We start from the raw sequence: 19,253 nt of genomic DNA on the forward strand, positions 1-19,253 counted from the left end.
TCGGGCTTCATCCTGATCTGCGGGGGAATGAGAGCTGCCGCAGAATCGTTGATCGTGGACATGGCACAGGCGAAGCTCAGCCCCACCGGGTGGGTGCGGGACCAGACGGCGAAGATCCTGGAAACGGGCACCACAGAGGGCGTGAAGGTCCTCAACAGGCCGATCGTGCTGCTGACAGTGCGCGGCGCCAAGACCGGCGAACTGCGCTACACGCCGGTCATGCGCGTGGAGCACAACGGCAGCTACGCCGTCGTGGCCTCCAAGGGCGGCGCGCCCGAGCACCCGGCCTGGTACCACAGCATCAAAGCGCATCCGGAGATCCTTCTGCAGGACGGCACCGAGACGAAGGACTACGTAGCTCGCGAGGCCGACGGCACCGAGCGCGCGGAGTGGTGGGAACGCGCTGTCGACGCCTTCCCGAACTACGCGGAGTACCAGGAGAAGACGGACCGCCTGATCCCGCTGTTCGTACTCGACCCCAAGTGACCCGCCGGGGCTGTCCCTCACGATCGCAGTGACAGCCCCACCAGGTGGTCGTGCAGCTGTCTACGCCTTGCTCGCCACCACCATGTAGTTGTCGGTCTCAGGGTTGAACGTGCTCATTTCGATCCGAAGCCCGACCCGCCGCAACTCGACTTCGAGTTCGTCGTATCGGTAGGGCCAGCACGACAGCAGTTCCGAGCGGACAAGAACCGCCCCGGCCGCATCCACTTCCGCGATCGCGATCTCGACGTGGTGCTCCTCCTCCCAAAGCGGCGCAATCTCCCACCGGTAGACCACGACGGCATCACGCCCGTTCCGGCGGACAAGTCGTTCACCGATGTCCAGCCGGGAACCTTTGGCCCTCACGAGTTCCCACGTGCGAGAGGTGAGCACCAAACGCCCGCCACGGCGCAGCAGCCGTGACATCGACTCCAGAGCAGCGCCCCTGCCCCGCGCGCCGACGGCGTGGTGCAGCGAGTTGCCAACGCAGAACACCATGTCGAAGGTGTCGTCATCGAAATGGCCGGGCAACTCTTCCCAGTCCGCCCGCAGGGCCCGAACAAATGCCCCGAACTCCTCGGACAACTCCGCAGTCCGACGCACCATCGCTTCGCTGGCGTCAGTCGCGACAACCTGGATGCCACGACCGGCGAGGCCAACCGCCAACTGTCCGGTCCCACAAGAGCAATCGAGGACGTGGGCGTTCGACGGCAGGAGGCTGAGGACGTCCTCGAACGACGCAGCGAACTCGGCCGGAGCCAGCTTCGCATCGGAGATGAGCCACTCGTACACCTCGGCAAGCGCGTCATAGCCCGTCACAACCCAGTACCTCCGTCACGCGGCATACTTCACGGTGGCACGCCAGTAGATCAGCGGAGCAAGTCGGTTCACCAATGGTTTGTCAGGGCAACCCGTCCGCTCACGCCGCAGAGCACGTGCCGGTGTCAGTGCGATCTTCCGAGCCAGTAGAGGGCGAGATCGACGTCGCGGGCGATCCAGGTGTGATCATGCTGGTGAGCCAGGGTGAGCAGGTCGTCGATCAACTGCATGTAGCGGCCGTATCGACCGGGAGACGAGGACAAGGTCCCGCCCAGAAATTCCAGACCGCGGTGGGCTCGTGTGTCGTACACGGCCATCCGGTGTGGGGCGGCGGCTACCAGCAACGCGGAGGCCAGGGCGTCTCCTTTCGTGAAGCCCGGCAGCGAACTCAGCAGTCGACGCCCCTGGGACGCTGCCGCCGGTGTCGACACGCGCTCGTCACAGACCGCGGCCACGGCACGCGCCGTGGTGGCGCGCACCTCGAGGTCCGGCAGGCTCATCAGCCGGCGCGCCCACGGAGTATCTGCTCGAAGCCGCTTCCACACGAGCAGCGCGCCGATGTCGGACTTGCCAATGCTTCCCGCGGCTTGAACACGCGCCACTACGTCAAGGAGCACCTCGTCGTAGGAGGATGCCACTTGGCTCTCGTACGCAATGCGTGCGGTAGCTAGCCGAGCCCACCTCTGATCTTGAGCGCCATCCTGTCCTGTCACACCCGTCAGCATGCAGGGCAACACCCGGCCAGTTCGACAAACACGGCATCGAACCATCCGCATCTGCCGATGAGCGTGCGTCGACGACAGCGGAAATGGACTGCGCGAAGACGACTCCGTGCCTAGGCTCAGCAAGCCCGTCGACTGAATCCGACAGGTCCACTACCCATGGGAGAAACAACCACGTGACTGACGACCTGTCGGCGCTGTGGCAACAGCAGTGGCCCCATTGTCCTCCGCTGGCGGACAACTTGAAGCACGTCTACCGGGACCGGTGGGTGCGCTTCCACAGCCTGCCGGAATCCAAGCGCTATCCCGAAGACAGTTCCGAGTACGACATTGTGCTCCACCGCTACAACACGGTCCTGGACGAACTGTTCCGCGGGCAGGAGGTCCGGATCGTCACAGCCACCTGGTCGGACGGACCCGAGCCTCCGGCGCTGCCCGAGCGTCATTCGCGCTGGCATCCCGATGCGGGTCACTGGACGTCCTTGCGCACCCACGAGGACGAAACGGATCCGGACTTCATCACCTACATCCACCTGCACGCAAGCCGCGTGTCCTGGCGACGTGGTCTGGCGGACGACCTGCTCCGCGCCGTGGCCGACGATCTCACCGCTGGAGTGATGATCACCAGCCTGACCTTCGACCGGATCCACCACCCCTACGACGGAGGCGCCGACGTCCTCTTGCCCACGCCTGTCGACCGCGACGCCGTGAAACACCGTCACACCGACTGGCTCTCACTCCATCACAGCGGCTTCTGAACGTCCGGGGTCCGCGTCGAGAAGATGCGCGCGGCGCCCTCACGAACGGCTGACCAGTCCGTGTCGGGGACGCGGCGCATGGCTGCCGCCAGAGATCCTGAACGATGCCGGTGTTCGCGGTGGAGTTGCTCGAGGTCGACTCGGATGTCCGCAGCCAGCCCGCCGGCCTCGATCTCGGCGATGCGCTGGTCCATAGCGGCAATCAGTTCCCGGTCGAACTCCTCCACGGCTCGCAGGAACGTCTCGGTGTCGACAACTGCCCGCCCCTGCCTCGGCACGGTGCAATTAAGTCCGTTCCCGGCGCGGTGACGCCAGTCGACGGTGATCGTGTCGCGGTCGGTGACCGATCGCCACCACAGGATGTACGGGGAGGCGACGAGGTAACTCGTGTACATGAAATGGCTGCTGTACCAGTCGAGAGCCGTTTCCTCGGCATCCGCCCCGCGCCACGCGTCCTGATCACTGGTCATGAGGTGGACGAGATCCGCGGGCACCGGTTCCAGCAGCGACGGCAGCACTTCCTGGATGTCCTCCCACAAGCGGACGACGTAGTAGTCGACCGGTGAGGGCTGTTCCCCGTCTGCGTTCGCCGGGTGGTGGAACAACCGGTGCCCGTCCACTTCGATCCAGTACCAGCCGTCTGTCAAGGCAAACCAGTGCAGGATGCGATCACCCCAGGGCTCCACATCGGCCAGTGGTCTGAGACGGAATCGAAAACGGATCACGCTCGCAGTGTGCTTGCGGTCTTGGACGGCTGTCGAGCACTTTGCACACTGGCCGAGGGCGCTCGCACTACTTGGTATTCGACATGGCCACGAATGACTCCGGGCGTAGCGGCCACTCTGCGGAGGTGAAGCTGAGTCGATCGCCGTAGGGGTACCGGTCACTCTCGTCAGCCGGCAGCGGATTGCTGACAAGACAACGATGCAGCAGGAGTTCTCGGCGCTGGTGCAGCGGTTCCATCTCGTCCTCAGACCAACCTGCTCGGGGTTCCGGAGGATCAACGGCGATGTCCACCTCGCCGTCCCAGTTGAGATGCAGCCCCTCCTCATCCGAGTAGAACCGGCTGAAGCACGTTCGCCACTGTGAGTTCGAACCCCAGCCGTGCGAAAGGTCATCAGTCCGACGCGGCTCGCGACAGTAGGTGAAATACAGCGTCGAGGTCGTGGCCGCAGTGGCGTCGATGAGGTGCTGCGGCGCCCGCACTCGCACACCGGCGCGACTGAACAGCAGGTCGCCGAACCAGAAGCCGGGCCACAACACCTCCTCCACGGTCACGCTCGTCGCCGAGGGATCCTGAACCACGGTGAAGATCTCGTGGTGGAACGGGGAGAACGCCTCGGCGTGGTCGAACGGGGTCAGCCCGATGCCCGAGAAGAACTCCGTGTGCACGGCGAGCTCGTCGGACTTCACCCCACCGGTGACGCCGCCCCTAATGCCGGCACGTTCTCCGGTGGCGCTGAACTCGGTGGGTGGTTCTCCCTGTGTGCAGAACCCTTCGATCAGGAGGTCACTGACACGGCTGAGCCCGTACAGCTTCATGATCCGCCACAACTGCTCGTCGTCTTCGACGTAGCCGCCGGCGGGTATTTGCTCCCGTTTCCGCAGCGCCTCCAACTCGACCAGATGCTCGGCTGCGGTCGGCCTCTCACTGCTCAGGTACGCCCGACGCTCGCCAACGCCGTCATCGTGACGGAACAACCCTCCGAACAGCTCCCGAAAGTAGCCCCAGTCAAGTTCCACGGCGCGATCATGATCCAGCCGGCCAACATCCGCAACGACATTCCACAACCGGAGGGAACGCACTCCAATGCTGCCGAGCGCTCTCATTCCGATGAGCGTGCGGTCATTCGCAGCTACGCCGCGTCGCCACCTGGTCGGAGTCCACGCGGGAACTACTGCCGTTCACGCACACCTGCCTCAAGCACCGCCAAGTCGCGCACCGCGTACCGGTGGTGCTCGGCTTCTTCCTTCAGCACAACTTTGAGGCAGCGGCGCACGACGTACTCCTGCTCGGGATACATGTCCGCCGGTTTGCGGCCACACACTCGGTCGAGTTCGTCCGCGGTGAGCCCGTCGACGACACGCCGCATCGCGGCCATGCGAGCGAGCCGCGGCGCCAGCACCTCCTCGAGCGTCGGGGTGGCTCCAAGGGTGAGGCCGAGCTTCGCCGCCTCCTCCGGCGGCGTCCCCCCGGCGGGGAGGCCCAACGGGTGGTAGGGCGCTTCCTCCTCCAGCACGGCGTTCCCGAACCACGCATCGCAGGCGAACAGCAGATGCCGCTGCGTCTCGACGAACGACCACTCGCCATCGACTTGCTCGTGCAGTGCGGCCTCGGGCAACTGCTTCGCCCGGTCGAGCGTCGCGTCCCACAGGGTCTCGATGGCGTCCCAAGCAGCCCGGTAGTCCTTGGGGGAAGCCGCATCCCGCGCCAGCACCCGCGCGGGATGCCGGCGGTCGAGTTCAGCCTCGACGTAGGCGGTCACGTCAACGTCGTTGACGACGAGGCGCTCGAAGAAGCCGCCGAGGTAGACGTCGCTGCCGTAGCAGTCGACGATCTTCAGACCAGTCACCTCGCAATCGCGGATCTCGAGACCATCGAGGTTGCTCAGGTGGATACGAGCGCCGCGGAGTTGGTCGTTCTGGGCGTATTCGGAAACCATCGGAGCAGTCTCGCTCAGTCGTCACGCCCACGCCAGGTTCGGCAGTGATCTGAAGCGGGCCCGCCACGGAAGACGAAGTACGGCGTCGAGGTCGTGGCCACGGTGGCGTCATGAGGTGCGGTGGCGCTCACGCCCTCACACCGGCGCGGCTTCCTACGCCTGCAGACACCGTCATCGTGAGCGAGCAAGCCTTTGTACAGATGACCGAAGTATCTCGGGTAGAGGTTGACCGCGCGATTTGGACCGACCGGCCCGCACCTGCAACGACGTTCCTTCGTCAGCGGGAACGTACTCCCCAGCCGCAGGTCGCTCGCTCATGCCGATGACAGCGTTGCCGGGCTGACCGGTGTGCGTGGCGAGGCCGGTCCGGCCTTTGCAGGCGGCAGCCATGTTCCGGCGAACGGCGCTATGCGCGGAACTCGACATGCTCCGGCACCGGCTGTGCTCGCGGATCGACGGCATCTGCCGGTGGCGTGGTGCGGCTGGCCGTCGACGAGATCGCCAACGTCAGCAGCCGACCGAACTGGCGGTACGGGTGCAACGTCTGTTGCTCGGCCAGGAGGAAACCTGACGTTCCCGAACCTTGCTGAGTTCGGAGCATGCCGACGGTAGGCTTTTTCTGGGAGCCGAGGTAGCCAGGAGGGGCCGGTGTTCGGTTCGGTCTTGCGTGCTCGGCGTCGGCGTGCCGGTCTTACCCAGGAGGCGCTTGCCGAGCGGTCCGGTTTGGGCGTGCGCACCATCCGAAAGCTCGAGAACGGTCTCATCCGCCGACCCCGCAACGACACCGTGCGGCTTCTGGCGGACGGGCTGAACCTCGCGGGCGAGGACCGCGATGTCTTCGTCGCGTCCGCGCTCGCCGAGGACGACGCCGACGTGGTGGCGCGGCGGCCATCGCCGGTCTTCTCCCTGCCGTCGGACACCGCCGACTTCACGGGGATGGACGAGCAGATCGCGGTCATGGAGGCGCGGCTGGCCGAACGGCAGGCGGCCGACACCGCAGTTCCGGTGGTCGCGCTGGCCGGAGCGGCCGGGATGGGCAAGACGACGGTCGCGGTGCACGTCGCCCACCGCCTGCGCCGGACCTACCCCGACGGTGGCATGTTCATCAACCTCCGTGGGACACAAGCGAACCCGGTGCCTCCCGACGAGGCGCTCGGGCGATTGCTGCACGCGCTCAACGAGTCGGCCGCCGCGTCAGCGCGCAGCCTCGACGAGAAGGTCGAGCGGTACCGGCTCACCCTCGCGGCCCGGCGCGTCCTGGTTGTGCTCGACGACGCGGGCGGCCTCGAGCAGGTGGCGCCACTCCTGCCAGGCCATCCAGGCTGTGGGGTGATCATCACCAGCCGTGCGCCGGTCGCCGGTCTGCCAGGGGTGATCACGCTCGACGTCCAGGCGATGAGCGAGTCGCACGCCCTGGATCTGCTCCGGCACATCATCGGCGACACCCGGCTCGACCAGGACTCGGGCGCCGCCGAAACCCTTGTGCGGCTGTGCGATCGGGTTCCGCTGGCGGTGCGGATCGCAGGTGCGCGGCTGGCCAACCGTCCACAGTGGCCGGTCGCGACGCTGGTGGGCCGGATGGGTGACGAGCGGCGCAGACTGGACGAGCTCAGGCTCGGCGAGTTCGGCGTGCGCTCGTCGCTCGCGGTCAGCTACCGCGGACTCGACGGGACAGGCAAACGGGCGTTTCGGCTGCTCGGTTTCCTCGACCCGTCCGACTTCTCGGCGTCGACCGCCGCCGCACTGCTCGCCGTGTCCGTCGCCGCAGCGGAGGACGTCCTCGACCGGCTCGCCGACGCACGGCTGGTCGAGTACATCTCGAAGACGGGCGGTCGGATCCGGTACCGCATGCACGACCTCGTCCGGATCTACGCCAGGGAATGCGCCGAGGCGGAGGAGAGCGTCGACGACCGGACGACGGCCGTGGTGCGCGCGATCACGCAGGCACTGCGGGCGGTCGAGGGGGTGGCCGAGCATCTGCCGGTGGCCGTGCGCCGCATGTACCAGCCGGACCTGGACCCGAGCTGGCTCGCAGTCGACGAAGGTTACGGCCCCGAACTGCTTGACGATGAACCGATGCTGGTCGCGATGGTCGAGCGGGCGAGCGCGCTCGGACTGGATCGGCTCGCTTGCGCACTGGCCGAGGCCCTGGTGTTCGCCGTTTTCGGCACGTACAACCGGTTCGACGGCTGGGACCGCACCCACGCCGCGGCCTGCGCCGCCGCTGACGCGGCAGGCAACGACTCGGGGCGGGCCGCGCTGGAATGCGGCCTCGGTCAGCTCCGGTACACCGAAGACCGCTTCGCCGAAGCGAAGCACCACTTCCAGCTGGCCATCGACCGCTTCCGCGCGGGCGGGAACCCACACGGCGAAGCGGTCGCGACCAACGGCATCGGCACGGCTCACCGTGAGCTGGGCGAACACGACCTGGCCCTGCAGTACCACGAACGAGCCCGGGAAGCCTTGTTCGCACTGGGCGACTGGCACGGCGTCGCGCACGCGCTCTACGGAATCGGCTACGCACACCGGGAACTGGGCCACGACGAACTGGCAGCACACCACTTGGAAGAAGCGGCACGCCAGTACCGCCGCATCGGACACCACCGCGGCGAGGCGATCGCGATCCGGGGCATCGGCTTGATCCACCGGGCCCGCGACGAACACGCGCTGGCCGAACAGTTCTGCGAACGAGCAGACCGGATCATCGAGACAACCGGCGACCGGCACCTGCGGTGCTACACCTCGCAGGCACTGGCAAAGGTCTGGATCCGCCGCGGCGCAACCGACCGGGCGAGACCGGCGCTGTTGAACAACCTGCGCGTGTGCCAGGAACACCAGGATCGCCTTGGCGTCGCGCTCATGCTCCGCACGATCGGCGAACTGCACCTGGCGGAAGGCGACGCCGAGTCCGCCCTGCGCTGGCTGACCCAGGCCATGACGATCTGGCGTCACCTTCACCTCCTCCTCTGGCAAGCTCGCACACTCCGGGACATCGGGGCGGCACATGCCGTCGAATCGGACTGCACCCAGGCCCACCCGCACTGGGCGGAGGCCATGACCATCTTCCGCGCCCACCGCACAAGGGAAGCGGAAGAGCTCGACACCTGGCGCAGTTCATGGGGCTGCCACTGCGATCCGGACGTGCTGACCGAGCGGTAGAGCGAGCCGGCCGACCCGCTCCACCGCTGGTAAGAAGGTCACCCTCGCAGACCTCCGTCCTACCTCACAGCCAGCCGTCGCCGACCGTGTTGCCACACGGTGCGACAGGTGCCCAACTGGCCGAGCCGTTCGTCGGATCGGTGTGGCGCCACCAGTGGAGAACTCCTGCCTGGTCGGCGGCATAGATCCGGCCGTCACCGGCCGCGAGAACGGTCTGGTAGTTGCAGGTTCCCTCGACCCAGCCGGACCCGATGGTCGCCCCGCTGCTTCCAGCCCACGCGACGCCCGAGCCGTCGTCCGGCGTGAGATACCGGTACCACCGCAGCGATCCGTCGTGTCCGACGGCGTAGAGCACCCCGTTGGACGCGGTGACCGAACGGAACGTGTGCCAGCCTTCTCCGATGATCTTGCCGGAGTTCGGCGCCCAGGAACCGCCAGAACCAGGCGTTCCGCGATACTGGTACCAGTACAGGGCGCCGGTCCAGGAGACCCCGTAGATGACCCCAGAGCCGGCAGAGATGACGAACTTGAAGATGTTCCACCCGCTGCCGATCAGCGCGCCGCTGGCCGCGGCGAACCCCTGGTCGGTGTCGTAGCGGTACCACTGCATGTTGCCGTTCGGGCGGACACCGAACAGGGTCCGGTCCGCGGCGACGAGCTTGTCGAAGTTCTGGAACCCGGCGCCCGCGGTGAACCAGGATTCCCAGCTCGGCGTTCCTGAAGACCAGCCGGTGTGCCTGTACCAGCTCAGTGCCCCGTCGTCGGAGACGATGTTCAACCGGCCCAACTGGCCGGACACGACGTCGTTGGCGAGCTTCGCATAGCGAATGGGAGAGTAGGAGTTGACCTTGGACTGGGACCAGACGGCCGCCCGGGTCCGGTCAACCGCCCCGGTCTGCTCGTACACCAGCGCGCCGCCGGAGACCCATGCCACGAACAGGGCGGCGTGGTCGTTGTTGGGGTCGCTGTCCGCGATGTGCAGCAGCAGTGCGTCCCCTGGAGCGAGCTGCGACTGGGCGATCGAGACGGTTCGCCCGCTGGAGTACGCCGGCCGCAGATTGCCCGTGTACCAGGCGTCCCCCCGGCCACCCATCCCCCAGGCCATGGCGAGGAACCCGGAACAGTCCTGCCGGTACGAGCCGTAGCTGTTGCTGTGGCAGGAAACCTGCGAGTACGGCACGTAGTCGCCGTGATAGTTGATCGGGTCGGCACTCGTGTCAACGCGGTCCAGCCACGACCGTGCCCGGCGCAGCGCCTCGCTGCGCGACGGCACGAGATCGTTGCCGTTGTCGAGGCAGGCCGCCTGGACCCCGACATCCGGTGCGGCGGCGGCGGTGCCCCCACCTCCCAGCAGTCCCACTGCCACCACCGCGGCTGTGACGATGATCGTGGTCAGTCGTCTCATCATTCCCTCCTCGTCTGAGCGGCACCCGGCGTCGCGCACCACCCGGACAGGAGCGTCCCGTGCACAGCGGCGGTGTGACAGGTCCACGACCGGCCGCTGACCGGCACCTTGACGGCCCGTGAAAGACGTTCCGAGCCAGCAACATCATCAACCGCCGCCTGATCAATCCCTTGAACTTCCATGGCGGACTGTCAATTGTGCAAAGCGGGTTGCTTGAGCGTGTTCATGCCGATCAACGGATGCTGAGGCACAACACCCTCGATGCTCGCGACACTGACTCGCGGAGGAGTCCTGGATGTGTCCCGCACCGCTCTCGCACGGGCGCACAAACGGCCGAGAAGGGACCTGTTACCGGATCCCCGAAAACAGGGGTGTTGTTGCGCCAACATCAAGGCACACCCCGAGATCGTGCTCCAGGACGGTGCCGAGTTGAAGGACTCACGGCCCGCGAGGTCGACGGCGACGAGCACGCCGCGTGGTGGGAACGCAGCGTGGCCGCCTGATCCCGATGTTCGTGCTCGACCTCGAGCAGCCTCAGGCGACGACGACCTCGACGCCCGCCGCGCGCAGCCGGTCCAGCTCCTCGGTGTTCGCCGACGAGTCGGTGATCAGCACGTGCACGTCGGTGATGGCGGCGATGCGGGAGAACGCCCGCTTGCCCACCTTGGAGCCGTCCGCGAGCACGACCACGCGGGCCGCGGTGCGCAGCAGGCAGTTGTCCGTCTGGGCCTCTACCTCGTCGTGCGTGGTGATGCCGGCGCGGGCGTCGATGCCGTCCACGCCCAGGAACACCAGGTCCAGGCTGATGCCCGCGAGTGCTCGGTCTGCGATCGGGCCCACCAGTTCGTAGCTCTCCGGCCGGACGCCGCCGCCCGTTACTACCAGGTCGATCGTGGGGCGCGAGCACAGGTCTGAGGCGATGTTCAGCGCGTTCGTGACCACCTTCAACGACCTGGTGGTCGCCAGCAGGCGGGCTAGCTCGGTGGTTGTGGTGCCGCCGTTGAGGCCGACGGAGTGGACTGCCTCGGTCACCAGTTTGGCGGCTGCCCCGGCGATCTGCCGCTTCTCCTCCTGCTGGCCCACCCGGTAGCGCAGCGGCAGCTCGTAGATGACCTCGACCGCGACCGCGCCGCCGTGGGTTCGCTTGAGCAGCTTCTGCTCCTCCAGCGCCTGGAGGTCGCGGCGGATCGAGGCGACCGACGTGTCGAGGGTCTCGGCCAGCCCGGTGACGGTGACCGAGCCCGTGTCCGCGAGCTGGCCCAGGATGGCGGCTAGCCGCTGCTCTTGACGCATCCGATCACTATAGCGCACGAATGCTGCTCGCTTTACGGCAATTTGCGACCTAATCACGCATCCGGCCTGCGCGTTATCTCTACCTGACGCGCCAGCGCGGACGCCTCGGCCCACGTCGGCTGGGTTGCCGTGCCGCCCGGTCCGCGGGTCGACAACGCTCCCGCTGCCGCGCCCAGGGTCAGTGCGGAGGCGAGGTCCCAGTCGCGCAGCCACCCGGCCAGGAAGCCCACGTCGAACGAGTCCCCCGCGCCTACCGTGTCCACGGGCTCCAGGACGGGCGGGCGTGCGGTGATCCGTTCGCCGCCGAACAGGGCTTCGCAGCCGTCGCCGCCGTTCTTGACGACCGGGATCGCGCCCAGGTCGGCGAACGCGGCCAGAGGGTCCTCTGCCCTGGTCAGAGCCGCTGCCTCGGCCCGGTTGGGCAGCACGAAGGTGCAGTGGCGCAGCAACTCCGGCTGCACCTTCCAGTTTCCGGACGGGTCGTCGTTGGTGTCGAGCGACGTGCTCCCCGCGGCTTTCCGGAAGATCTCGGGCAGGCCGGCGGCCAGGCGGGGCTGGAGGAAGTACGACGCCGCGTGCACGTGTCGGGCCTCGACTTCGGGTACGTGCTCGGGACCGAACTCCGCCAGACATCCTGTGGCCGTGAGGATCGCGCGGTCTCCCCCGGTCTGGTTGAGACACACGGTCAACGCCGTCGGCAACGACTCGTGCCGGACGCACGCGCTGATGTCCACGCCCGCGGACCTCAGCTCGTCCAGCACGAAGTCTCCGGCCGTGTCGCGGCCGACCATCGCGGCCAGACCGACCCGCAGGCCCAGCCGCGCGGCCCCGTGGGCGACGATCGCCGCCGACCCGCCGAGAGCCAGCACCCCTTGCTGCACCAGCGTTTCCGCCTGCCCGTAGGCCGGAGCGGCGGGCGCGCCGAACACGAGCACGTCCGGGTTCGCGTCACCGACGACGAGGAGGTCCAGCATCACGCGCTCCGCAACGCGACCGGCAGCAGGTCGCCGTGCGCGGCCGTCATCGCCACCACGAGATCGTCGATCTGACCGACCGTCAACGCCGCCGCGGTCGCCGGATCGCACAACGCCGCGTGCCGGACGTGCGCGGGATCGCCCTCGACGGCGGCGGCCACGGTCAGGTCGACCACGTTGAGGAAGCTCCGGTTCAGCGCCGCCAGCTGCCGCGGCAACGCGCCCACGTGGTGCGGGTGCACGCCCAGCCGGTCGAGCGTGGCGGGCACCTCGACGGCCGCGCCGGCGGGCAGGTTGGTGATCAGCCCGTCGTTCGCGACGTTGACCTGGATCGTCCGCCGTTGCCCCGTCACGAGGCTGTGGATCACCTGCGGCGCGTACTCGACGGCGTCGTCCGTCAGCGGCGGCGGTGGCTCACCGGCGGCCAGCGCGTCCCGCGTCTTCTCGTACGTGGCAACGTTCTCCGCGCTGATCGTGGCGTAGTCGCGGACCGGCAGGCGCAGTCGCTCCACTTCGGACTGATGCTGGAGGTACCACGGCACGTACTCCGACGAGTGCTCGCTCGTCTCCGTCGGGTAGAAGCCGAACCTGCGGTAGACGTCCACGCGCACCCGCCGGGCCAGCCCGGGATCTTCGGCGATCGCGGCGTCCAGCGCCGGGTACAGGTCGCGGCCTTCGTGCTGCCACCGCAGGATCCACGCCTGGTGGTTCACCCCGGCCGAGAGGAAGTCGACCTCCTCGTGCGGCACCCCGACCAACGCGCTGAGGTCGTGGATCGTCCAGTGCACCGAGTGGCACAGGCCCGCGACCTTCAGTCGTGGCGCGACGGTCGCCAGGTACTGGATGTTCATCGCCATCGGGTTGGTGTAGTTGAGCAGCCACGCGTCCGGGCACACGGCGAGCACGTCGGCCGCCAGCCCGTCCAGGAACGGGAACGTGCGCAGCCCCCGGAAGATCCCGCCGATGCCGAGGGTGTCGCCGATGGTCTGCCGCAGCCCGAACGACTCGGGCACGTCGAAGTCCGTCAGGGTCGCCTGATGCCCGCCGATCGCGACCATGTTGACGACGACGTCCGCGCCCTCCAACGCTTCCCGGCGCACCAGCGAGGTGCGGACGTTCGAGCTCCCGGACAGCCGGGCCAGCGCGGCCGCGACCTCCAGCCGTTCGGAGTCGATGTCGTGCAACGAGATCGTGCAGTCCGCCAGCTCGGGGAACGACAGGACGTCCCGGAGCAGCTGGCGGGTGAACTCGACGGAACCCGCGCCCACGAACGCGATGGTGAACATTGATCAGCCTTCCAGTACCCGGATGAGCCGAGCGACCTCGGCGGACATGGCCTCGCGACCGGCACCGAGGTAGCGCCGGGGGTCGACGAGCGACGGGTGGTCGTCGAGCACGGTCCGCACGCTCGCGGTGAAGTGCTTGTTGAGCTGCGTGGCGATGTTGATCTTCCGCATCCCCGCCCGCACCGCCGCCGCCAGACTCTCGTCCGCCACCCCGGACGACCCGTGCAACACCAACGGCACCGGCACCGCCTTGTACAGCAACGAGATCAGTTCGAAGTCCAGCTCGGCGTCGCGCGTGAGCATGGCGTGCGACGACCCGACCGCAACGGCGAGGAGGTCCACCCCGGTGGCCGCGACGTATGCCGCCGCGTCCTGAGGATCGGTGCGCACCCCCGGCGCGTGCACGCCGTCCTTGCCCCCGATCTCGCCGAGCTCCGCCTCGACCGCCACCCCGGCCTCGTGGCACTCCCGCACGACCGACGCCGTGCGCGCGACGTTCTCCTCGTGCGGCAACGCGGAGGCGTCGAACATGACCGACCCGAACCCGAGCCGCACCGCCTCCCGCACCAGTTCCTCGGACGTGGCGTGGTCGAGGTGCACGGCGATCGGCGTGCGCGCGACGGCGGCGACGGACAGCGCCGCCACCCCGATCGGTCGCAGAGATCCGTGGTAGCGCACGGCGTTCTCGCTGATCTGGAGCACGACCGACGCGCCGGTCTCCTCGGCTGCGGCGGCGATCGCCTCGGCGTGCTCGACCTGGATCACGTTGAACGCGGGCACCGGCGCGGGCCCGTCGATGATCTCGCGAAGCTGGATCAACGGCATGGTCTGTGGTCCCCGTCAGAGTCGTGTGGGCACGATGGCGGCCCGGTGCTGGTCGTAGAAGGAACGGTCGAAGTCGCCGGCGAGCGGGGCCCGCACAGCCGCAGCGGACAGCGCCACAGCCTCGGCGAGCCGTTGTGGCCACGGCAGGTGCCAGGCGGCGACGAGGGCGGCCACGGCGGCATCGCCGGCACCGGTGGGGTTGCCGGCGAGGACTTCGGGTGGGGCGGCGGTCCAGACGCCGTCGAGGGTGTGGAGGGTCATGCCGAGGGGACCGTCGGAGACAAGAGCGGCTTCGGCACCGAGAATGAGGGGGTTGTCGAGGGTGGGGGCAGATGCAGCGGCAGGTTCGTGGCAGTCCGACTTGATCGCGGCGGTGAGTTCCCTGCGGTTCGGCGTGATCACCGCCGGACCTGCCGCCGCCCCCGCTGCCAACGCCGGTCCGTCCGCGTCCAGCACCACCGGCACCCGCGAGGCCCGCACGAGCGTCGCGTAGGCATCGCCCGGCACCCCCAGCGGCAGCGACCCCGACAACACCACGACGTCCGCCTCCACCTCCCCGAACCAGCCCAGAAACCCGTCCCACTCGGCCGCCGTGACCATCGGCCCGGGCTCCGCGAACAACGTCGCCTCCCCCGCCGACCCGACCACCGCGACCGTCCGCCGCGTCTCCCCGGAGATCGGGAACATCGCCTGCGGCACACCGGATCGAGCCAGGTCCGCGCGCAGCGACTCCCCCGCCGCACCGCCGCAGAACCCGGACGCCACCACGGAGACTCCGAGCCCGCACAACACCCGCGCCACGTTCACGCCCTTGCCACCGGCCCGCACCGCGACGTCCGAAACCCGATGTGTGGCACCGGGTTCCAGCGCGTCGACGCGATACGTGACGTCCAGCGCCGCGTTCAACGTGACGGTCAGAACCTTCACGGCGTGCCGTCGAGGATCACCGAGCGGGTCAGGTTGCGGGGAGTGTCGGGGTCGAGGCCGCGCAGCAACGCGACCTCCACGGCCAGCCGGTGCACCGCGACCAACTCCGCCAACGGATCGCGGTCGCGCGCCACCCACCGGCCACCGGCAGCGGCCACGTCGAGGTCGAGGCCGGTCGGCGGCGTGCCGAACGACCACACCAGCGACCCCTCGTCGGTGATCGCGATCGGCCCGTGCCGGTACTCGGCGGCCGGGTACGACTCGGCCCACGACAGCGACGCCTCCCGCATCTTCAACGCGGCCTCGGCGGCCAGTCCGGTGGTCCACGGCGCGCCACCGAGGAACGTGAACTGGTTGCGCTCCACCAGGTCTGCCCCCAACGGCTCGGCCAGCGCCTGCTCGGCGTCGAGCACCGCGCGCTCCAGCCGTTCGCCGAGGTGGGCCCGCAGCAGCACGAGAGCGGTCGTCGCGAACCGGGTCTGCACGACCGAGCGTTCGTCGGCGAACTCCAGCGCCACCACGTGATCGACCAGCGAGGTCACGGGCGTGCCCGGCGTCCCGACGATCGCCGTCGTGGGCACGGACAGCCGCCGCACCACGTCGATGACCTCGGTGGTCGTCCCGGAACGGGTCAGCGCCACCACCCGGTCGTAGGCACGGCCGAACGGGAACTCCGACGCGGCGAAGGCGTCCGTCTCGCCCAGGCCCGCGTCCTCGCGCAGCCGGGCGTAGGCCTGGGCCATGAACCACGACGTGCCGCACCCGACGACGGCGACGCGTTCGCCGGGCGCCGGCAGGGCGGCCGCGGTCTCCGGCGAGGCGGCCAGTGCGATCGCCCGGCGCCAGCACGCGGGCTGGGACGCGATCTCCTCGGTGGTGTGCAGCTGAGTGCGCATGGCGGATTCCTTTGGTTGTTCAGTCACTTGATGCCCGCTGCGGCCACCGACCGCACGAAGAACCGCTGGGCGAAGAAGAAGACGAGCAGGACGGGCAGCTGGCTGAGCACCGTGCCGGCCATGAGCTTGGGCCAGTTCGTGGTGTGCGCGCCCTGGAACGACTGAAGTCCTAGTTGGACGGTCATCACGCCGGGGCTCTGCACCGCGATCAACGGCCACAGGAAGTCGTTCCAGGTCTGCAAGAAAGTCAGCACGGCCAAAGTGGCCAAAGTAGGCCGCATCAACGGCAGCAGCACCTGCACCAACGTCCGCAGCCGAGAAGCGCCGTCGATCCGCGCGGCCTCCTCCAGCTCCCGCGGCAACGTCGTGAAGAACTGCCGCATCAGGAACACCCCGAACGCCGTCGCCAGGTTCGGCGCGATCAACGCCCCCAAGGTGTCGACCAGCCCCAGCGACCGCATCATGATCAGCAGCGGCAGCATGACGATCTGGAACGGCACCATCAACGTCGCCAGCATCAGCACGAACGCGACCTTCGAGCCGATGAACGGGATCCGCGCGAACGCGTACCCCGCCAGCGAGCAGAGCAGCAGGTTGCCGGCCACGCACACCACCGACACCACGAAGCTGTTGACCAGCCACGATCCCAGCGGCGCGTCGCGCACGGCGGCGAGGTAGTTCTCCCACTCGATCCCGCCTGGCAGCCCGGGAGGGAACCGCCGCGACTCCTCTTGCGTGGAGATCGACACGAGGATCATCCACACCAGCGGTGTCACCATCACGAGCGAGAGCGGCAGCAGGATCAGGTGCAGCGCGCTGGGCCTTCTCATCGGACCTCGTAGTGGGACGTGCGGCGGTTGAACCGCAGCTGGACGAGGGTGAAGGCGCCGATCACCAGGAACACCGCGCAGCCGATCGCCGCCGCGTACCCGCCGTCGAAGCTCACGAACGCCTCGTTGTAGAGGTGGTAGACGAGCACGGTCGTCGCCCGCAGCGGCCCGCCCTTGGTCGTCACGTAGACGGCGTCGAAGAGCTGCAGGCCGTTGATCGTCAGCCACACCAGCAGGAACCCGGTGGCGGGCGCGACCAGCGGCAGTTCGACGTGCCAGAACGAGCCGGCGCGACCGCAACCGTCCAGACTGGACGCTTCGATCAGGTCTTTGGGCACGTTCTGCAACGCCGCCAGGTAGATGATGACCGCGAACCCGAGCCAGCCCCACACCGTCATCGCGACGACCGCGAACAACGCCTGGTCCGGATCGGCGAAGAAGCCCTGCTTCGGCAGGCCGACGGCGTCCAGCGCGGCGTTGACCAGCCCGAACTGCGGGTTCGCCAGCCAGCTGAACATGATGCCGGTCGCGACCGTCGACGTCACCAGCGGCACGGACACCGCGAGCCGGTACAGCACCACACCGCGGATCTTCTGGTTGAGCATCACCGCGATCGGTAACGCCAGCGCGAGCGTGATCGGCACGAACAGCACGACGTAGAGCAACGTCCGGCGGGCCGCGTCCCAGAACAGCGGGTCGGCGACGAGCTTGGCGTAGTTGTCGCCGCCCGCGAACGTGCCGGGCGAGGTGAGGTCGGTGTACTGGAACGACAACACCGCCGACCACACGACGGGGACCAGGCCGAACACGCCGATCAGCACCACGGCCGGTGCCGCGAAGCCCCAGCCCGCGACGTGGTCGGCGACCTTCCGGGACGTCATGAACCCGCCAGCTCCTGGTCGACCTCGCCGCGGGCCTGGTCCAGCGCCGCCTTGGGTTCCGCCTGCCCCAGCAGCACCGACTGCACCGCCGTGCCCAGCACCTGCGAGATCTTCGGGTACTGCGGAATGTTCGGCCGCGCCTTCGTGACGTTCTTCGCCAGGTTGTCGACAAACACCTTGGTACCGGGGTACTTCGCCTCGAACTCGGCGTATCCGGCGAGGTCCACTTCGGACTGCCGGATCGGCAGGTGCCCGGTCTCCAGCGCGAACTCGAGGTGGATCTCCGCCGACAGCAGCCACTTCAGGAACGGCACGGCGTTCTTGCGGCCGTTCTCGCCGAAGACGACGAACGTGTCGGGGCCCGCGATCGTCGCGTGGCTGACCTTGCCCGGCAGGAACTCCACGCCGTACGACACGTCGTCGTTGATCGCGCCGAGGTCCCACGGCCCGGTCCAGAGCATGCCGATGCGACCGGAGTTGAACAGGTTCAGGTACTGCTGGTCCCCGGCGTCCAGGTACACCGACTTGTCCGTGACGGCCATGTCCCGCAACAACTGCATCGCCTGAACACCAGTGTCCGAAGCGAACGCCGCCTTCTTGCCGTCCGGCGACAGCAGGTCACCGCCCGCCTGCCAGAGCAGGGCGAGGAACCGCCAGACCGTGTCCTCGGTGCCGTCGTTGACGTACGCCCAGCCGAACCGGCCGTCCGCCGTCAGCTTCTGCGCCGCCGAACGGAACTCGTCCCAGGTCCAGGACGAGGTCGGGTGCGCGATGCCGGCGTCGTCGAACAGCTTCTTGTTGTAGACCAGCGAGAGGTTGTCGACCAGCGCCGGGACGCCGTAGATCTTGCCGTCGACCGTGGACGCCTCGCGCCCGGCCTGGAACAGGTCGTCCCACGCGAACTCGGCGTCGCCGCGCAGCAGGTCGGTCAGGTCCTGGGTCTGCGGACGGCCGGTCAGCCCGGTGATCGAGGAGCCGTACTGGTAGGCGGCCTCCGGCGGGTTGCCCGAGGCGAACGAGGCCAGCGTCTTCTGCAGCGCGTTGTCGTTGCCGCCGTTGAACACGAGCTCGACCTGCTGGTTCGGGTGCGTGGTGTTCCAGCGGTCGGCGAGCTTGGCCAGCGCGGAGGCCTCGGCGTCGGTGTAGCCGTGCCACACGCGCACCTTGCCGTCGGAGCCGGACCCCGTGCCGCAGGCGGCCGTCATGAAGAGCGCGGCGCCCATCGTCAGCACCGTGCGGCGACTCAGCCCTCTGCCGTGCGCCATGTCGACTCCCTCGCGTGGTGGGTGCGGCTCTGTGGTCGGGGACAGTAAGCGGAAATCGCTCAAACAC

18 protein-coding genes are annotated in these 19,253 nt (G+C 68.3%); 3 read left to right on the plus strand and 15 right to left on the minus strand.

The genetic code is table 11. The features are described from left to right. Positions 1–60 precede the first annotated feature (60 nt). Positions 61–486, plus strand: a complete 426-nt coding sequence (locus tag ACFWNN_RS26300) for a nitroreductase family deazaflavin-dependent oxidoreductase (RefSeq protein WP_382442725.1) — start codon at positions 61–63, stop codon at positions 484–486. 60 nt (positions 487–546) lie between these two features. Here ACFWNN_RS26300 and ACFWNN_RS26305 read toward each other — a convergent pair whose 3' ends face one another. Both ACFWNN_RS26305 and ACFWNN_RS26310 read right to left on the minus strand, forming a co-directional pair. Further along, complete coding sequence (locus ACFWNN_RS26305; RefSeq protein ID WP_382442585.1) at positions 547–1,302, minus strand: class I SAM-dependent methyltransferase; 756 nt, start codon at positions 1,300–1,302, stop codon at positions 547–549. Between the two features lie 125 nt (positions 1,303–1,427). Next, complete coding sequence (locus ACFWNN_RS26310) at positions 1,428–1,940, minus strand: hypothetical protein (RefSeq protein ID WP_382442586.1); 513 nt, start codon at positions 1,938–1,940, stop codon at positions 1,428–1,430. A 260-nt stretch (positions 1,941–2,200) separates the two neighbouring features. Between ACFWNN_RS26310 and ACFWNN_RS26315 the strand changes: the two genes are divergently transcribed. Continuing rightward, entirely contained in the window at positions 2,201–2,782 is a 582-nt protein-coding gene (locus ACFWNN_RS26315) for a hypothetical protein (protein WP_382442587.1), read from the plus strand. Here the strand turns inward: ACFWNN_RS26315 and ACFWNN_RS26320 are convergent. From ACFWNN_RS26320 to ACFWNN_RS26330, 3 genes are all read right to left on the minus strand, one after another. Continuing rightward, complete coding sequence (locus ACFWNN_RS26320; protein WP_382442588.1) at positions 2,767–3,669, minus strand: DUF5984 family protein; 903 nt, start codon at positions 3,667–3,669, stop codon at positions 2,767–2,769. The genes ACFWNN_RS26315 and ACFWNN_RS26320 overlap by 16 nt on opposite strands. Then, positions 3,575–4,525 (minus strand): hypothetical protein, encoded by a 951-nt coding sequence (locus tag ACFWNN_RS26325; RefSeq protein ID WP_382442589.1) that lies wholly within the window; start codon positions 4,523–4,525, stop codon positions 3,575–3,577. Before ACFWNN_RS26325 ends, ACFWNN_RS26320 begins: the two co-directional genes overlap by 95 nt. A 152-nt stretch (positions 4,526–4,677) precedes the next feature. After that, a complete protein-coding gene (locus ACFWNN_RS26330) occupies positions 4,678–5,445 on the minus strand; it encodes a DinB family protein (RefSeq protein WP_382442590.1) in 768 nt (255 codons plus the stop codon). A gap of 648 nt (positions 5,446–6,093) precedes the next feature. Between ACFWNN_RS26330 and ACFWNN_RS26335 the strand changes: the two genes are divergently transcribed. Next, a complete protein-coding gene (locus ACFWNN_RS26335) occupies positions 6,094–8,604 on the plus strand; it encodes a tetratricopeptide repeat protein (protein ID WP_382442591.1) in 2,511 nt (836 codons plus the stop codon). 64 nt (positions 8,605–8,668) lie between these two features. Here ACFWNN_RS26335 and ACFWNN_RS26340 read toward each other — a convergent pair whose 3' ends face one another. The 10 genes from ACFWNN_RS26340 to ACFWNN_RS26385 form a co-directional block, all read right to left on the minus strand. After that, positions 8,669–10,009 carry a tachylectin-related carbohydrate-binding protein gene (locus ACFWNN_RS26340; RefSeq protein WP_382442592.1) on the minus strand — a complete coding sequence of 447 codons (1,341 nt, stop codon included), beginning with the start codon at positions 10,007–10,009 and terminating at the stop codon, positions 8,669–8,671. A gap of 534 nt (positions 10,010–10,543) precedes the next feature. Further along, positions 10,544–11,302: a DeoR/GlpR family DNA-binding transcription regulator gene (locus ACFWNN_RS26345; RefSeq protein WP_382442593.1), complete on the minus strand. Its 759-nt coding sequence runs from the start codon at positions 11,300–11,302 to the stop codon at positions 10,544–10,546. Positions 11,303–11,355: 53 nt separating this feature from the next. Continuing rightward, a complete protein-coding gene (locus ACFWNN_RS26350; protein WP_382442594.1) occupies positions 11,356–12,276 on the minus strand; it encodes a carbohydrate kinase family protein in 921 nt (306 codons plus the stop codon). Further along, entirely contained in the window at positions 12,276–13,562 is a 1,287-nt protein-coding gene (melA, locus tag ACFWNN_RS26355; protein WP_382442595.1) for an alpha-galactosidase, read from the minus strand. The genes ACFWNN_RS26350 and melA overlap by 1 nt, the downstream gene beginning before the upstream one ends. Before the next feature lie 3 nt (positions 13,563–13,565). After that, complete coding sequence (locus tag ACFWNN_RS26360; protein ID WP_382442596.1) at positions 13,566–14,387, minus strand: ketose-bisphosphate aldolase; 822 nt, start codon at positions 14,385–14,387, stop codon at positions 13,566–13,568. Between the two features lie 15 nt (positions 14,388–14,402). Further along, a complete protein-coding gene (locus ACFWNN_RS26365) occupies positions 14,403–15,314 on the minus strand; it encodes a 1-phosphofructokinase family hexose kinase (RefSeq protein WP_382442597.1) in 912 nt (303 codons plus the stop codon). Then, positions 15,311–16,210, minus strand: a complete 900-nt coding sequence (locus ACFWNN_RS26370; RefSeq protein ID WP_382442598.1) for an SIS domain-containing protein — start codon at positions 16,208–16,210, stop codon at positions 15,311–15,313. The genes ACFWNN_RS26365 and ACFWNN_RS26370 overlap by 4 nt, the downstream gene beginning before the upstream one ends. A gap of 23 nt (positions 16,211–16,233) precedes the next feature. Beyond that, positions 16,234–17,040 (minus strand): carbohydrate ABC transporter permease, encoded by an 807-nt coding sequence (locus tag ACFWNN_RS26375; protein WP_382442599.1) that lies wholly within the window; start codon positions 17,038–17,040, stop codon positions 16,234–16,236. Further along, positions 17,037–17,921 (minus strand): carbohydrate ABC transporter permease, encoded by an 885-nt coding sequence (locus ACFWNN_RS26380; protein WP_382442600.1) that lies wholly within the window; start codon positions 17,919–17,921, stop codon positions 17,037–17,039. Before ACFWNN_RS26380 ends, ACFWNN_RS26375 begins: the two co-directional genes overlap by 4 nt. Further along, positions 17,918–19,186, minus strand: a complete 1,269-nt coding sequence (locus ACFWNN_RS26385) for an ABC transporter substrate-binding protein (RefSeq protein WP_382442601.1) — start codon at positions 19,184–19,186, stop codon at positions 17,918–17,920. The genes ACFWNN_RS26380 and ACFWNN_RS26385 overlap by 4 nt, the downstream gene beginning before the upstream one ends. Positions 19,187–19,253: the final 67 nt, after the last annotated feature.

The sequence above is a fragment of the Lentzea sp. NPDC058450 genome, from assembly GCF_042721395.1.
GTDB lineage: Bacteria > Actinomycetota > Actinomycetes > Mycobacteriales > Pseudonocardiaceae > Lentzea.

Excerpts from the sequence above, each read along its gene's own strand:
- ACFWNN_RS26300 (WP_382442725.1), top strand. The coding sequence starts at position 61 with ATGGCACAGGCGAAGCTCAGCCCCACCGGGTGGGTGCGGGACCAGACG.
- ACFWNN_RS26330 (WP_382442590.1), bottom strand. The coding sequence starts at position 5,445 with ATGGTTTCCGAATACGCCCAGAACGACCAACTCCGCGGCGCTCGTATC.
- ACFWNN_RS26340 (WP_382442592.1), bottom strand. The coding sequence starts at position 10,009 with ATGAGACGACTGACCACGATCATCGTCACAGCCGCGGTGGTGGCAGTG.
- ACFWNN_RS26345 (WP_382442593.1), bottom strand. The coding sequence starts at position 11,302 with ATGCGTCAAGAGCAGCGGCTAGCCGCCATCCTGGGCCAGCTCGCGGAC.
- ACFWNN_RS26350 (WP_382442594.1), bottom strand. The coding sequence starts at position 12,276 with ATGCTGGACCTCCTCGTCGTCGGTGACGCGAACCCGGACGTGCTCGTG.
- melA (WP_382442595.1), bottom strand. The coding sequence starts at position 13,562 with ATGTTCACCATCGCGTTCGTGGGCGCGGGTTCCGTCGAGTTCACCCGC.
- ACFWNN_RS26360 (WP_382442596.1), bottom strand. The coding sequence starts at position 14,387 with ATGCCGTTGATCCAGCTTCGCGAGATCATCGACGGGCCCGCGCCGGTG.
- ACFWNN_RS26370 (WP_382442598.1), bottom strand. The coding sequence starts at position 16,210 with ATGCGCACTCAGCTGCACACCACCGAGGAGATCGCGTCCCAGCCCGCG.
- ACFWNN_RS26375 (WP_382442599.1), bottom strand. The coding sequence starts at position 17,040 with ATGAGAAGGCCCAGCGCGCTGCACCTGATCCTGCTGCCGCTCTCGCTC.
- ACFWNN_RS26380 (WP_382442600.1), bottom strand. The coding sequence starts at position 17,921 with ATGACGTCCCGGAAGGTCGCCGACCACGTCGCGGGCTGGGGCTTCGCG.
- ACFWNN_RS26385 (WP_382442601.1), bottom strand. The coding sequence starts at position 19,186 with ATGGCGCACGGCAGAGGGCTGAGTCGCCGCACGGTGCTGACGATGGGC.